Source organism: Flavobacterium sp., from assembly GCF_027531705.1.
Taxonomy (GTDB): Bacteria; Bacteroidota; Bacteroidia; order Flavobacteriales; family Flavobacteriaceae; genus Flavobacterium.
On sequence record NZ_JAPZSP010000019.1, the window covers coordinates 39,390 to 53,048 of the forward strand.

The window sequence follows — 13,659 nt, forward strand, 5'->3', positions numbered from 1 at the left end:
GTCTATTTTCATCAAAAATAGCAAATCACAAAATGATAAACTAAAAACTAAAAACTTTTTATCATTATATCTTCAAAACAAACTATTTTTGCAAGACAACATAACAACACACACAATGACAATTTTACTACTAGGTTCGGGCGGAAGAGAACACGCATTAGCATGGAAAATACTTCAAAGTAAACAATGCAAAAACCTTTTTGTAGCTCCTGGAAATGCCGGAACTGCCGAAATTGCAACAAATGTTAACCTAGACATTTTGAATTTTGAAGAAATAAAAGCATTTGTGCTAAAAGAAAATATTTCAATGGTTGTGGTTGGCCCAGAAGATCCATTGGTTCATGGAATTTATGATTTTTTCAAAAATGATTCTCAATTAAATAATATACCAGTAATTGGCCCATCTAAAGTTGGTGCGCAACTCGAAGGCAGTAAAGAATTTGCCAAAGAGTTTTTAATTAAACACAAAATACCAACCGCAGCTTACGATAGTTTTACGGCGCAAACGGTTGAAAAAGGATGTAAATTTTTAGAAACTCTACAACCGCCTTACGTTTTGAAAGCTGATGGATTGGCTGCTGGAAAAGGTGTTTTAATAATTCAAGATTTGAATGAAGCTAAAGATGAACTGAGAAATATGTTGGTTCACGCAAAGTTTGGACAAGCAAGTTCAAAAGTGGTTATTGAAGAATTTTTAGACGGAATCGAATTAAGCTGTTTTGTTTTAACTGATGGAAAAAATTATAAAATTCTACCAACTGCAAAAGATTACAAACGAATTGGAGAAGGCGATACAGGATTAAATACAGGCGGAATGGGAGCTGTTTCTCCAGTGCCATTTGCAGATGCTGTTTTGTTAGAAAAAATTGAGAATCGTATTTTGAAACCAACAATTGAAGGTTTGCAAAAAGACGGAATAGAATACAAAGGATTTGTTTTTATTGGTCTAATCAATGTAAAAGGCGAACCAATGGTTATAGAATACAACGTTCGAATGGGCGATCCCGAAACAGAAGTTGTGATTCCAAGATTAAAGTCTGATTTGGTTGAATTGTTTCAAGCGGTTGCTTATGAAAAACTAAATGAAGTTTCTTTAGAAATTGACGAAAGAAGTGCCGCTACAATAATGGTTGTTTCTGGCGGATACCCTGAAGATTATGAAAAAGGAAAACAAATTTCAGGCATTGAAAATATTGAAGATTCGCTAGTTTTTCATGCAGGAACAAAATTAGAAAACGGAAAAGTAGTTACAAATGGTGGTAGAGTTATAGCAGTGACATCGTTTGGAAATGATTTTCAAGAAGCCACAAAAAAATCTTATCAAAACATAGAAAAGCTACATTTTGATAAGATGTATTTTAGAAAAGATATTGGCTTAGACTTATTTTAAGAAAGAATGAGCTGTTGTATCTTGGTTTTCTTCGTTGTTATCTTGATGAATAGCTAATTGTTTACACCAATAAACAATATAGTAAGCACACACAATCATCAAAATCCAATTGAAAATGTTAGCACCAAACCAACTTGACAATTCTAACTTTCTAAAAAAGTTTTGAGGGATAAAAAGAATATTTTCAAAAATCCACTGTATTCCTTCGAAAAATGTTTTCATTTTTTAAACAAGTATTATATTTACATTTACAAAAGTATAAAATATCCTCATGATAGCAAGTGTTTTTAGAAAATCTACACCAATTAATTACTTATTTGTTCTTTTAGCAACGCTTTTTTTCTATTTTTTCTATGTAATGAATCATGGAACTGCAGAAATGACGATGATAGAAATGACAAAAAAAGGAGCTGGAATTGTTATGCTTTTGGCTTCATTATTTGTTGTAAATTTTATCATCAAAAAAAACGGACTTTGCAAAGACAGTACTTACACGGTTTTTTTCTATTTATTTCTAGTCTTGTTTTTTCCAACGGTTTTAGAAAATTTAAGATTGTTCGTGGCCAACTTTTTTGTTCTTTTAGGTTTACGAAGACTAATCTCGCTTCAATCGTTAAAAGCCCCAAAAGAAAAGATATTTGATGCTTCTTTATGGATATTTCTAGCGGCAATTTTTCATTATTGGTGCATTTTGTTCATTATATTGGTTTTTGTATCTATAATTTTTCACGTTTCAAGCGATTATAGAAATTGGATTTTACCTTTTATTGCCTTTTTAACGGTGGCAATTCTATTTATAGTCAGCGCCTTAATTTTTGATAAAAACTGGATAGACTTATTCCTTCAAAATGCCACGATTGACATGAGAATAGACTATTTCCAATCGGTTTATGAAAACATTTCACTTTCATTATATGCAACAGTGGCATTATTTTTTGTCGTTTCTTTTTTCTCAACATTATCTAATAGACCAATGATTTTGCAGGCTTCGTACAAAAAAGTAATTATGTGGTTTGTTTTAGGAATTGTAATTTATGTATTGTCACCGCAAAAAAGCAATGATGTATTAATCTTTACTTTTGCTCCATTAGCTATGATGGCCACTTTTCATATTGAAACAGCACAAATAAAGTGGCAAAAAGAAGTTGTAGTCTATTTTTTGGTTGGATTAAGTTTATTTAGCTATTTTTCACAGTTATAATTTACTTCCGTAAGCTAAATCGCCAGCATCGCCCAAACCAGGAACGATATAGTTTTTCTCATTCAATTTTTCATCAAGGGCAGCAACCCAAAGATGGCAATTTTCAGGAAGATTTTCCTCAAGATAAGCAATTCCTTCTGGAGCTGCAATTACAACAGCAAGATGAATTTCTTTAGGTTTTTGTTCCAAATGCAATTTGTTTAAAACAGCCACAATCGATTGACCAGTTGCTAGCATTGGATCAATTAAAATCAGATTTTTATTCTCAAATGATGGCGCTGCTTGGTATTCGACCAAAATTTCAAAAGCATCATCATTATTAGGATGATGACGATATGCAGAAACAAAACCATTTTCGGCATTGTCAAAAATATTCATAAACCCTTGATGCAAAGCTAATCCGGCACGAAGAATTGAGCATAAAACTACATTGTCAGCAATAGTCGTTGTGTGTTTAATTCCAAGTGGCGTTTGCACGTCAATGCTTTTGTATTCTAATGTTTTGCTCAGTTCATAAGCCATAATTTCACCTATTCGCTCTATGTTTTTTCTAAAACGCATGCTGTCTTTTTGAATGGAAACATCTCGAATTTGAGCCAAAAAATGATTAAGAATACTGTTATTTTCTGAAATATAGTGAATATGCATAATTTTTGTTTCAAGTTTAAGGTTTCAAGTTTCAAGTTTAAAAGTATAAAAACTATCTTTGTAAAAAAAATATATCGTTATGTTTTCAAAATTTGCCTATTCTATATTTGAACAAAGTATCAAAGATTATCACGTTTATGATAGTGTTGATCAACCTATTAACAATCCATTTCCAAAAGATAAAATTGAACATTTATTATATTTTAAAAATTGGATTGACACGGTTCAATGGCATTATGAAGATATAATTCGTGATCCAAATATCGATCCTGTTGCTGCTTTGGTTTTGAAAAGAAAAATTGATGCTTCTAATCAAGAACGTACCGATATGGTTGAGTTTATTGATAGCTATTTTCTTCAAAAATATGGAAATGTAGTTGTAAAACCAACAGCAAAAATCAATTCTGAATCACCTGCTTGGACCATTGATAGATTGTCAATTTTGGCATTAAAAATTTATCACATGAATGAAGAAGTAATTCGACCTGAAGCTTCTCAAGAACATAGAGATAAATGTCAAGAAAAACTAAATGTGCTTTTAGAACAAAGAAGCGATTTGTCAACTGCAATTGATGATTTATTGACAGACATTGAAAACGGAGATAAATTTATGAAAGTGTACAAACAAATGAAGATGTACAACGACGACGATTTGAATCCTGTTTTATATCAAAACAAGAAATAACATCCGACATACATTGTCAAAACCAATCCAACATATAGCCGTCATTCGACTGTCAGCCATGGGCGACGTTGCAATGACGGTTCCTGTAATAAGAGCTTTTGTTGAGCAAAACCCGCAAGTAAAAATCACGTTTGTTTCAAGACCTTTTTTCAAACCATTTTTTGATGGAATTGAGAATGTGAATTTTTTTGAAATAGATTTAAAAAAAAGACACAAAGGTTTTTTCGGATTATTCAAATTATATTCTGATTTAAGTAAACTTAAAATTGATGCTGTTGCCGATTTGCACAATGTTTTACGTTCTAAAGTTGTTAGAACATTATTTGCATTAAGCGGAAAAAAAGTTGCTCATACAGATAAAGGAAGAAAAGAAAAAAAAGAATTAACACATGCCGAAAACAAAATTTTCAAACCTTTAAAATCGATGTTTGAAAGACATATTAAAACGTTCAAACAACTAGGTTTTTCGGTTGATATAAATACTCCTAATTTTCCTGAGAAAGCTATTTTGTCTGATGAAATTTTGTCAATATCTGGCAAAAAAGAGAATTTCAAATGGATTGGAATTGCGCCTTTTGCACAATATGAAAGCAAAGTTTATCCACAAGATTTAATGCAAAAAGTAATAGATGAATTAGCATTAGACATCAACAATAAAATTTTTCTTTTTGGTGGTGGAAAAAAAGAAATAGCGAAACTAAATTCTTTTTCGAATAATAGAAGTAATGTTATAGTTGTTGCTGGAAAATTAAGACTTAAAGAAGAATTACACTTTATTTCTAATTTAGATACGATGCTTTCTATGGATAGTGGAAACGCTCATATAGCAGCTATGTTGGGCGTAAAAGTAATTACACTTTGGGGTGCAACACATCCTTTTGCTGGGTTTACGCCATTCAATCAACCAATAAATAATTGTTTGGTATCTGATAGAGAGAAGTATCCGCTATTACCAACGTCAATTTATGGAAATAAAAAAGTGGCAGGTTACGAAAATGTGATGCGAACGATAACACCTGAAGACATATTAAGTATAATTTTAAAATAAAAAAGGAGCAATTTTAATTGCTCCTTTTTTATTAATTTAAGTTATCTAGTTAGTCTTTTTTAAACTTGTTAGCGTATTTAGCATTTTTTTCAGCAGTTACTTTTTCTATATATGCTTTCATAACCATAGGATCTGTAGTTATAACAGCTCCTTCTTTTGCATTCACTAGATTATTTTCAAAAGGCATATTGGCATCTACACCAAAACGGTGATTTTGATAAAAACGTCTTTTAGCCATAATACTGTATGAAAATGTACCATTTGAACTTCCATTTCTTTTTTCTTTTACAGTAAATCCCTTATAATCGGCATCAACAATAAAATAAAGCCCTTGTGTTTCTGCTTGCTCTTGTAAAACAACATGCATTTTATGTTGCTCATCAATTTTTACAGTTTCTAGAAATAATTCATCTAAACTAATGTGAGCCGAACCGTTTCTTAATTCTCCTGAACCAAAATCTTCAAACCATAATTCTGGGCTTTCTTTGCAAAACACTAATTGATTTCCTTTACTAGTAGGAACTGAAGCAGCCTTAACTACAGCTATTCCCGCACCATTTGTTGAAGTACCAGTTACTGCAAAGTTTCCTTCACAATACATTCCGTAAGCAGTGCCAGGAGTTAAGTTTGAATTATAACCATAAACACCTTTACCTGATGAAAACCCTACGTTTCCATATACACCATAGTCTCTATTTGGAAGAAAATCAACATAATCTGCCAATGGGGTGTTGTATAAATCATTTGTACCACCTGAATTCCAAGCTCTACCGAATACACCAGCTCCAAATGATTGTGTTTGTCCTAAAATACCAATACCACTTACACCACCAGAATTAAAGCAATAACCGCTTAAACCGTAAGATCCAAAAGAGGTACTTTGAGCCGAACCAACAAGTCCAAATGAAAATGTATTTGCTGTTGTATTTGTATTCACAGCTCTTACAGTTGGTTGTGTAGTTGAGTTTCCGTTAATTTGAAGCTGTGATAATGTTGGGCCAGAGTTAATTCTGACGTTTCCATCAGATTGAACCCTCATTCTTTCAATATTATTTGTTCTAATTACCAAATCTTGAGCATCTGTTGTACCCAAGAAATTAGTTGCAGGTGTCGTTCCTGAATTACCAAAAGTATCCCAATCAACTGTAAAAACACTTCCAGCTGATGCCCAAGAGACTGCTCCATTTGCATCTGAAACCATAAGTTTTCCTGCTCCTTCGGTTCCATCTTGAATACGTAATACGCCAGCAGTTGCACTAAAAAGATGCAATTTTGTTGACGGAGCTGTTGTTCCTAAACCAATATTTCCTGCGTCTAAAATTCGCAATCTTTCAAGATTATTCGTTCTAAATATAAATGGTTGTAAATCATTTGTGCCTATATCTCTTGATATAGGATTACCAGTGGTTTTCCCAAATAATGGCCAACCAGTTGTTATACTGCTCATTGGTAACCAACTTCCTTGACGATAGTAAAAACCAGGAACACCATCTGTTTGATAAATAAGCAGACCATTTGCAGGAGCTATTATTGCACCTCTTTGAGTATTTGTCATTCTAGGAACAAGCACTCCTTTAGTTGTTGAGGCAACTTCTAGTTCCGCACTTGGGTCAGGCGATGCAACACCTATTCCAACCTGAGCATTTGTAACAGAGATTGCAAAAAAGAAAATTAAAAACAAGTAAGATAAATTTTTCATACCGAAGTTTTAAAAATTAAAAGTATAAATTATTTTTGCTTGTTATTTTCTGCTGCTGTAGTTCTTGAAGCAGTATATTCGTCAACAAAACGTTTCATTTCTTGAGGGTCTGTTGTAGTAGCTGGCACATCTTTATGTTTAACCAAATTGTTTTCAAATGGTTGATTTGCATCTACTCCAAAACGTTGGTTTTGATAGAAACGTCTTTTTGCCAAAACTCTATATGAAAAAGAGTTGTTAGAATGTCCATTGTTTTTTTCTTTTACAGTAAATCCTTTATTGTCAGCATCTATAGTTACATATAAACCATTGCTATCTCCTTCTTCTTGAAGGAAAATGTGCATTTTGTGTGTATTGTCAATATATACTGTCTCTTGAAACATATCATCTAGTTTTATATGCACAGAACCATTTTGTAATTCGCCAAAACCTAAATCCTCAAACCATAATTCAGGACTTTCTGTACAATAAACCAATTGATTTCCTTTAGATGTTGGTACAGAAGCCGATTTTGTTCCAGTTACTGCAAAATTTCCATTACAATACATTCCGTATGCAGAAGCACTTACAGATGTGTTTTTACCGTATACACCAGTTCCAGTTGCAGAGTTTCCTACAGTACCAAAAACACCATGATCTATACTTGATGTCATATCAGAAAACGCCCCTAATGGTCCTTTACCAAATACACCAGCACCCCAAAGACCATAATCTCCAAGAACTCCAATTTCATTTTGCCCTCCAGAGTTTGAAATACCTACAGCTCCTGCAGAACCAATAGATGTTGAACTAGCTTGTCCTAAAATACCAAAAGAAACAGTTGCAGCAGCAGTATTAGTATTTATTGCTCTAATAATACCTTGACCAACTAAATTTTCAGACACATCAAGTTTTGCAGTTGGTGCAGCAACACCAATACCTACATTTCCATTGCTTAAAACATTTATTCTAGCCAAGTTATTACTACGAATAATAAAATTTTGAGCATCTGTTGTTCCAACAAAATTTGTTGTTGGATTAGTACCCGCGTTTCCAAATCTTGACCAACCTGTACTTGGGGCAACAGGAGCAACTGCCCATGTTGCAACACCATTTGCATCAGAAGTTAATATTCTTCCGGCAGCTTGCGTTCCATCTTGAATACGTAATGCACCTGCTGTTGTACTAAATAAATGTAACCTGTTAGTAGGTGTAGCTGTCCCAATACCAATAAAACCTTCAGTTGCTGGAACACTATTTCCTAATATTCTCATACGTTCCACTGAATTAGTTCTAAATATTAATGGTTGACCGTCAGTAGTACCTAGAAACATTGTTGCTGGCGTTGTTGATGAATTACCTCCTAACAACCAAGCGGCTTGAGAATTTTGTTGCCAAGTAGTACCATCATAAAAATAAAAACCTACAGGAGCAGTTGTTTGATATATCAACAGTCCAGTAGCAGGAGTTAAAATGGCATTTCGTTGCGCTAATGTCATACGAGGAGCTAACAAACCTTTTGTAGTTGAGGTAATATCTAGTTCAGCAGAGGCATTAGGAGTTGTTGTACCAATTCCAATCTGTGCAAAACTTACAACAGGGATTGTGAATAAAAATGCAATTAGTAATTTCAATTTCATAATTGTATAGTTTAATGATTTTTTGCTTAAAATTTCCGTAAAGTTATTGTTAACCAGCAAAGAAAAGAGATTATTCCTAAAAAACAAAATTTTTTTAGATTTGTACTAAAATTTATAAGTTAATTCTTTCTTTGTTGTTTTTTTGAGAAAATTTTCTCTAGTAATTAAAAATTAAATATCATCAAAATCAATATAAATTTCACTAGATTTTGGGTGAGCTTGGCAAGTTAATGTTAAACCACTTTCAACTTCAGAATCGGTCAAAATTGAATTTTTACGCATTTCGGCACTTCCAGAGTTTATTTTTGCCAAACAACTACTGCATATTCCACCTTGGCAAGAATAAGGAACATCCAAACCTTGTTTTAAAGCTGCTTCAAGAATGGTTTGTTTTTGAGACATTTCAAAAGTGGTTTCGTCACCATCAACTAAAATGGTAATTTTCGTATGTCCTTCACCACTAGTTGCTTCTGCATTTTCAGTTGATGAAGTGGTAAATAATTCAAACTTAATGTTCTTGTCAGCTACATTGTGTTCTTTTAAAATAGAAGAAACCAAATTTATCATTTCTTCTGGACCACATAAATAGAATTTATCAAAAGTGATTTCTTTGTGTTTGGTGTTCAAAACAAAATTCACATTAGCTTTATCAATTCTTCCAAAAAGTTCATTTTCAGCTTTGGCTTGACTATAAACATAATGAACAAAGAAACGACCTACATATTTAAGTTGTAAATCATGTAATTGCGCATGAAAAATGGTATCTTGAGGCGTTTTGTTTCCATAAACCAATACAAAAGTGCTATTAGATTCTTCTTCTAAAACCGATTGAAGAATGGATAAAACAGGTGTAATTCCGCTTCCAGCAACAAAACCTATGTAATTTTTTTGTTTTTCTGCATTTGGTTCAAAAATAAATCTTCCTTCAGGATGACTTACTTCAATAATGTCTCCAGCTTTTAAATTTTCGTTTGCAAATTTTGAAAAAAGACCATTTGTTACTGACTTAATTGCTATTCGTAATTCACCACTTTGAGGCGAAGAGCAAATAGAATAAGCACGACGAATTTCTTTTCCGTCAAGTGTCAATTTTAAATTAACATATTGACCAGCAATAAATTGAAAAACAGATTTCAATTCACTTGGTATATTAAAAACAATCGAAACTGCACTTGGCGTTTCTCTTTTTACTTCTTTGATTTGTAATTTATAAAAACTTGACATAAACAATAAATTTTTGCAAAAGTATGAAAATGACTTAAGACAAGCTTTACTATTTTTTCTAAATTTTGTTGGCAAACAATCTAACTATCGTAAAAAACTTATTTTAAACTTTTGCAATATCAAAAAGAAACGTACTTTTACCAGTCGATATACTAAAATTGACTTTTTAAAGTTAATTATTAAAAAACAATTTACATTGAAAACCAAATTAGTAAAATACATATTTTCTGCAAGTATTGTTCTTTTTGTAGTGGCTTGTTCTACCAAGAAAAACAATTTTTTAACCAGAAATAATCACGCTCTTAGTACCAAATATAATATTTTGTATAACGGCGGAATCGCTTTAGACAAAGGTGTTGAGGAATTGAAAACGCAATACAACGACAATTTTTGGGAGCAACTTCCGATAGAAAGAATGCAAGTTGCCGAAACTAAAGCAACAATTCCTGGACAAGAAAAAAAGAACGCTAATTTTGAACGTGCTGAAGACAAATCTATCAAGGCTATTCAGAAACATTCCATGAACATTCAAGGTTCGGAAAAAAACCCTCAAATGGATGAAGCGCACCTAATGCTAGGAAAAGCAAGATATTACGACCAGCGTTTTGTTCCTGCATTAGAAGCTTTCAATTATATTTTGTACAAATATCCTAGTAGCGATAAAATTTACGAAGCTAAAATTTGGCGAGAAAAAACCAATATGCGTCTTGATAATGATGCGATTGCGATTACTAATTTGACCAAATTATTAAAAGAAATCAAATTCAAAGATCAAATTTTTGCCGATGCTAATGCAGCTCTTGCTCAAGCATTTCTCAATTTAGAACAAAAAGATAGCGCCATGGCAAAACTCCAATTGGCACGAGATTTTACTAAGAAAAAAGAAGAAAAATCAAGATATTATTTTATTCTTGGTCAATTATTTGAATCATTAAATCAAAAAGATAGTGCCTATGTTTCTTATCAATCAGTTATTGATATGAATAGAAATGCGGCTCGACAATATGTGATCCAAGCACATGCACGACAAGCAGCACAGTTTGATGTAGCAACCGGTGACTCAATTGCATTTTTGAAAAAATTCAACGATTTATTAGAAGACAGAGAAAACAGATCATTTTTGGATGTTTTAAACCATCAAATGGCTTTGTATTATGCAAAAAACAAAAATTTCAAAAGAGCAAAAGACTACTATAATGTTTCTTTGAAAAAACGTTCTGCCGACCAATATTTAGCAGCTTCTAACTACAGAAATTTAGCAGATATTTATTTTAATGATGCTAAATATGTAACCGCTGGAAAATATTATGATAGCACATTGGTGCAACTTAATGATCGAACTAGAGAATTCAAATTTATCAAAAAGAAACGTTTAAATCTTGATGATGTTATCAAATATGAAGGAATTGCGACTAGAAACGATAGTATATTGAAAGTTCTTGCAATGTCTGATTCAAATAGAAAAAGCTATTATGAAGAGTACATTTCTAAACTAAAAAAAGAAGAAGAAGCTAGAAAAAAACTAGAAGCAGAAAATACAAAATTGGCAGAGAGCAATCCTGAAAATAGTGACGGTCAAAGTCGAAGTGATGAAGAAGTTTCAGGCAAAATGGATAAAATGGCTCAACAATCAAGAGCCAATCAAGACGAAAAAGCACCTGTTTCCAAAGCGCCAACAGTTAATAATTCGATAGGTAAAACAGGTAATTTTTATTTCTACAACCAACAAACACTTGAATTTGGCAAACTCGAATTTAAAAAATTATGGGGAAATAGAGCGTTGAAAGATAATTGGAGAACTGCTTCAAGCAAATCAAATTCGACTAAAAATGATGATGATGAAGAACAAGATGTTGCCGATAATACAGCCAAAAAAGAAAGTGCAGACGCAAAATTTACGGTAGATTTTTACACTAGTCAACTACCAAAAACGCAAAAAGAAACCGATAGTATTAGCAAAGAAAGAAATTTTGCTTACTACCAATTAGGACTTATTTATAAAGAGAAGTTCAAAGAATATAAATTAGCCGCAAGCAAACTTGAAAATTTGTTACAAAGCAATCCAGAAGAAAGATTGATTTTACCATCAATGTATCATTTGTATAAAATTTATGAGCTAATTGACAAAGACAAAGCATTGGCAATGAAAGATAAAATCATCAGTCAATATCCAACTTCTCGTTATGCCCAAATTTTGTCAAAATCTGATTCTGAAAGTGAGTTGGCAGTAGCTTCGCCAGAAACCACTTATGATAATTTGTACAAAGAATATTTAAAAGGCGATTACAAAAAAGTTTTGGCAGAAACCACCGAAGCTATTGACCAATATACAGGTGAAGATATCGTTTCAAAATTTGAATTATTAAAAGCCAATGTTACCGGAAAATTAAAAGGAATCGAAGAATTCAAAAAATCATTAAACTATGTTGCCCTAAATTATCCAAATAGCGAAGAAGGAAAAACAGCTGAATCATTTTTAGGAAAAGAAATTCCACAAATGGAAGCTCTAGAGTTTTATGCAATAGCTCCAAAAAGCTGGAAAATTCTTTACAAAGCCAAAGATTCTACAGAAACTAACACAATGGCGCTAAATAAAATTCTGTCTAAATTTATAGCAGAAAGAAGCGTTGGGAAATTCACACTTTCTAATGATATCTATACAATGGAAGATAATTTCTTAGTAATTCACGGAATTTCAACCGAAGAAAGTGCCAAAGGAATTGCAACTATTCTTAAAGAATTTAAAGATTACAAAGTAAAAAACACACCTTATATAATATCAAATGAGAATTATAAAATAGTTCAAATCAAGAAAAATTTTGAAACTTATTTAACTACTCCATATTCTGATCCTAAACCAGTTGAAGCAATCGCAGCACCGCCGTTGAGACCAGTTGCGCCAAAAGAAGAGAAAAAACAAGTTATAGAAGAAACCAAACAAAACAACAGAAACCAACCACCATCATTATCAGAAGATGATCCACAAGAAAAACCAAGAAATGATAGAGGTCAAACGCCAACATTACAACCTACTTTGCAAACCCCAAACCCTAATAAAAGAGACAAATAATGTTTAATAAAGTACAAAAAACTTATACTGAAAACCTTGGACAAACTAACCGAATTGTTGAAGGAACAATAATAAAAGGAGATATTTTATCAAAAGCTGATTTTAGACTTGATGGTGACTTGATAGGAAATTTTCAATCTCATGGAAAAATCGTAATTGGACCAGCAGGTTCAATAAAAGGTGATATACTATGCAAAAATGCCGATATCGAAGGAAGATTTGAAGGGAAAATTCAAGTTGAAGAAGTGCTTTCTCTAAAAGCATCATCAGTAATAACAGGCGAAGTTATCTGCGGAAAACTAGCTATTGAACCAGGAGCAGAATTTAATGCCACTTGTGTAATGAAAACGAATCAAAGTAAATTACTATCTGGTGGACAAAAATCCGAAGAATAATAAAACTAATAAATGGTTGCAACTCATCAACATTCCTATTCAAATGGGTGTAATCGTTTTTGGCTTTGCTTATTTAGGAAAATGGCTTGATAGCGAATATCCAAACTCACACAGAATTTACGTAAAAGTGCTAACAATGGTCGGTGTAGCAATTGCTTTTTACAACATTAACCGACAATTAAAAGACATTAACAATTCCGAATAAATGAATCTCAAAAACTTTCAACCCTTTATTCAAATTATAATTTTATCACTACTAGCTTATATCGTTGATAAATTAGTTTTTCATTTTCATTACACTTCAGCCGAAGCAACCTTTAAGCATTCAATCGAAACCATTTTTGGTTTTTTTCTTTTTTGTTCGTTGTCCATTTTATTTCTATTAATTCGAGTAAAAAAGAACAATATTAATAGCGTCGGACAAACATTTTTATTGGTAACTTCTATCAAAATGGCGTTGTCCTATTTGTTAGTTCGACCAATTTTGCAATCAACATCAGAAAATGTAGCTATTGAGAAATTTAATTTCTTAATCGTTTTCGCCGTTTTTTTGACAATAGAAACCGTTGTAACTATAAGAATTTTAAACAATAAGCAATAAAAAAGCTATAAATCGAAAATTACATCAAAAAAAATTGTTTTAAGATTTTTGAATAGTAATAAAAAATGTACCTTTGCAC

At 32.2% G+C, this 13,659-nt stretch carries 13 protein-coding genes; 8 read left to right on the forward strand and 5 right to left on the reverse strand.

The window, feature by feature from the left end:
- Positions 1-115: 115 nt before the first annotated feature.
- A complete protein-coding gene (gene purD, locus O9267_RS07660; protein ID WP_298177897.1) occupies positions 116-1,390 on the forward strand; it encodes a phosphoribosylamine--glycine ligase in 1,275 nt (424 codons plus the stop codon).
- On the opposite strand, the gene O9267_RS07665 is transcribed toward purD, so the two are convergent.
- On the reverse strand, positions 1,382-1,612 hold the full coding sequence (locus O9267_RS07665) for a uracil phosphoribosyltransferase (protein ID WP_298177808.1): 231 nt from the start codon (positions 1,610-1,612) through the stop codon (positions 1,382-1,384). The two genes, purD and O9267_RS07665, sit on opposite strands and share 9 nt — an antisense overlap.
- Before the next feature lie 49 nt (positions 1,613-1,661).
- Here O9267_RS07665 and O9267_RS07670 point away from each other — a divergent pair, with 49 nt between their 5' ends.
- Positions 1,662-2,591 (forward strand): DUF6427 family protein, encoded by a 930-nt coding sequence (locus O9267_RS07670; protein WP_298177811.1) that lies wholly within the window; start codon positions 1,662-1,664, stop codon positions 2,589-2,591.
- On the opposite strand, the gene upp is transcribed toward O9267_RS07670, so the two are convergent.
- The gene (gene upp / locus O9267_RS07675) at positions 2,586-3,239 is read right to left on the reverse strand and encodes a uracil phosphoribosyltransferase (RefSeq protein WP_298177815.1); all 654 of its coding nucleotides are present in this window, start codon (positions 3,237-3,239) and stop codon (positions 2,586-2,588) included. The genes O9267_RS07670 and upp overlap by 6 nt on opposite strands.
- Positions 3,240-3,318: 79 nt before the next feature.
- Between upp and O9267_RS07680 the strand changes: the two genes are divergently transcribed.
- A complete protein-coding gene (locus O9267_RS07680; RefSeq protein ID WP_298177817.1) occupies positions 3,319-3,924 on the forward strand; it encodes a DUF4254 domain-containing protein in 606 nt (201 codons plus the stop codon).
- 58 nt (positions 3,925-3,982) lie between these two features.
- The gene (locus tag O9267_RS07685) at positions 3,983-4,972 is read left to right on the forward strand and encodes a glycosyltransferase family 9 protein (RefSeq protein ID WP_298177899.1); all 990 of its coding nucleotides are present in this window, start codon (positions 3,983-3,985) and stop codon (positions 4,970-4,972) included.
- 49 nt (positions 4,973-5,021) lie between these two features.
- Here O9267_RS07685 and O9267_RS07690 read toward each other — a convergent pair whose 3' ends face one another.
- The 3 genes from O9267_RS07690 to O9267_RS07700 form a co-directional block, all read right to left on the reverse strand.
- Complete coding sequence (locus tag O9267_RS07690; RefSeq protein WP_298177819.1) at positions 5,022-6,671, reverse strand: hypothetical protein; 1,650 nt, start codon at positions 6,669-6,671, stop codon at positions 5,022-5,024.
- A 29-nt stretch (positions 6,672-6,700) separates the two neighbouring features.
- The gene (locus O9267_RS07695) at positions 6,701-8,290 is read right to left on the reverse strand and encodes a hypothetical protein (RefSeq protein WP_298177821.1); all 1,590 of its coding nucleotides are present in this window, start codon (positions 8,288-8,290) and stop codon (positions 6,701-6,703) included.
- Between the two features lie 171 nt (positions 8,291-8,461).
- Entirely contained in the window at positions 8,462-9,514 is a 1,053-nt protein-coding gene (locus tag O9267_RS07700) for a ferredoxin--NADP reductase (protein WP_298177823.1), read from the reverse strand.
- Between the two features lie 196 nt (positions 9,515-9,710).
- On the opposite strand from O9267_RS07700, the gene O9267_RS07705 reads away from it, so the two are divergent.
- Genes O9267_RS07705 through O9267_RS07720 form a run of 4 tightly spaced genes read left to right on the forward strand, consistent with a single transcriptional unit; the run spans position 9,711 to position 13,580 of the window.
- Positions 9,711-12,584, forward strand: coding sequence for a gliding motility protein (locus tag O9267_RS07705; protein ID WP_298177825.1), 2,874 nt, complete (start codon positions 9,711-9,713; stop codon positions 12,582-12,584).
- Entirely contained in the window at positions 12,584-12,979 is a 396-nt protein-coding gene (locus O9267_RS07710) for a polymer-forming cytoskeletal protein (RefSeq protein ID WP_298177827.1), read from the forward strand. The genes O9267_RS07705 and O9267_RS07710 overlap by 1 nt, the downstream gene beginning before the upstream one ends.
- A 16-nt stretch (positions 12,980-12,995) precedes the next feature.
- Complete coding sequence (locus O9267_RS07715) at positions 12,996-13,184, forward strand: AtpZ/AtpI family protein (RefSeq protein WP_298177829.1); 189 nt, start codon at positions 12,996-12,998, stop codon at positions 13,182-13,184.
- Complete coding sequence (locus tag O9267_RS07720) at positions 13,185-13,580, forward strand: hypothetical protein (protein ID WP_298177831.1); 396 nt, start codon at positions 13,185-13,187, stop codon at positions 13,578-13,580.
- The last annotated feature ends 79 nt before the right edge of the window (positions 13,581-13,659 follow it).

Bases quoted from the DNA above. Each gene is read 5' to 3' on its own strand.
- purD (WP_298177897.1), top strand. From the start codon at position 116: ATGACAATTTTACTACTAGGTTCGGGCGGAAGAGAACACGCATTAGCA.
- O9267_RS07665 (WP_298177808.1), bottom strand. From the start codon at position 1,612: ATGAAAACATTTTTCGAAGGAATACAGTGGATTTTTGAAAATATTCTT.
- O9267_RS07670 (WP_298177811.1), top strand. From the start codon at position 1,662: ATGATAGCAAGTGTTTTTAGAAAATCTACACCAATTAATTACTTATTT.
- upp (WP_298177815.1), bottom strand. From the start codon at position 3,239: ATGCATATTCACTATATTTCAGAAAATAACAGTATTCTTAATCATTTT.
- O9267_RS07680 (WP_298177817.1), top strand. From the start codon at position 3,319: ATGTTTTCAAAATTTGCCTATTCTATATTTGAACAAAGTATCAAAGAT.
- O9267_RS07685 (WP_298177899.1), top strand. From the start codon at position 3,983: ATGGGCGACGTTGCAATGACGGTTCCTGTAATAAGAGCTTTTGTTGAG.
- O9267_RS07690 (WP_298177819.1), bottom strand. From the start codon at position 6,671: ATGAAAAATTTATCTTACTTGTTTTTAATTTTCTTTTTTGCAATCTCT.
- O9267_RS07695 (WP_298177821.1), bottom strand. From the start codon at position 8,290: ATGAAATTGAAATTACTAATTGCATTTTTATTCACAATCCCTGTTGTA.
- O9267_RS07700 (WP_298177823.1), bottom strand. From the start codon at position 9,514: ATGTCAAGTTTTTATAAATTACAAATCAAAGAAGTAAAAAGAGAAACG.
- O9267_RS07710 (WP_298177827.1), top strand. From the start codon at position 12,584: ATGTTTAATAAAGTACAAAAAACTTATACTGAAAACCTTGGACAAACT.
- O9267_RS07720 (WP_298177831.1), top strand. From the start codon at position 13,185: ATGAATCTCAAAAACTTTCAACCCTTTATTCAAATTATAATTTTATCA.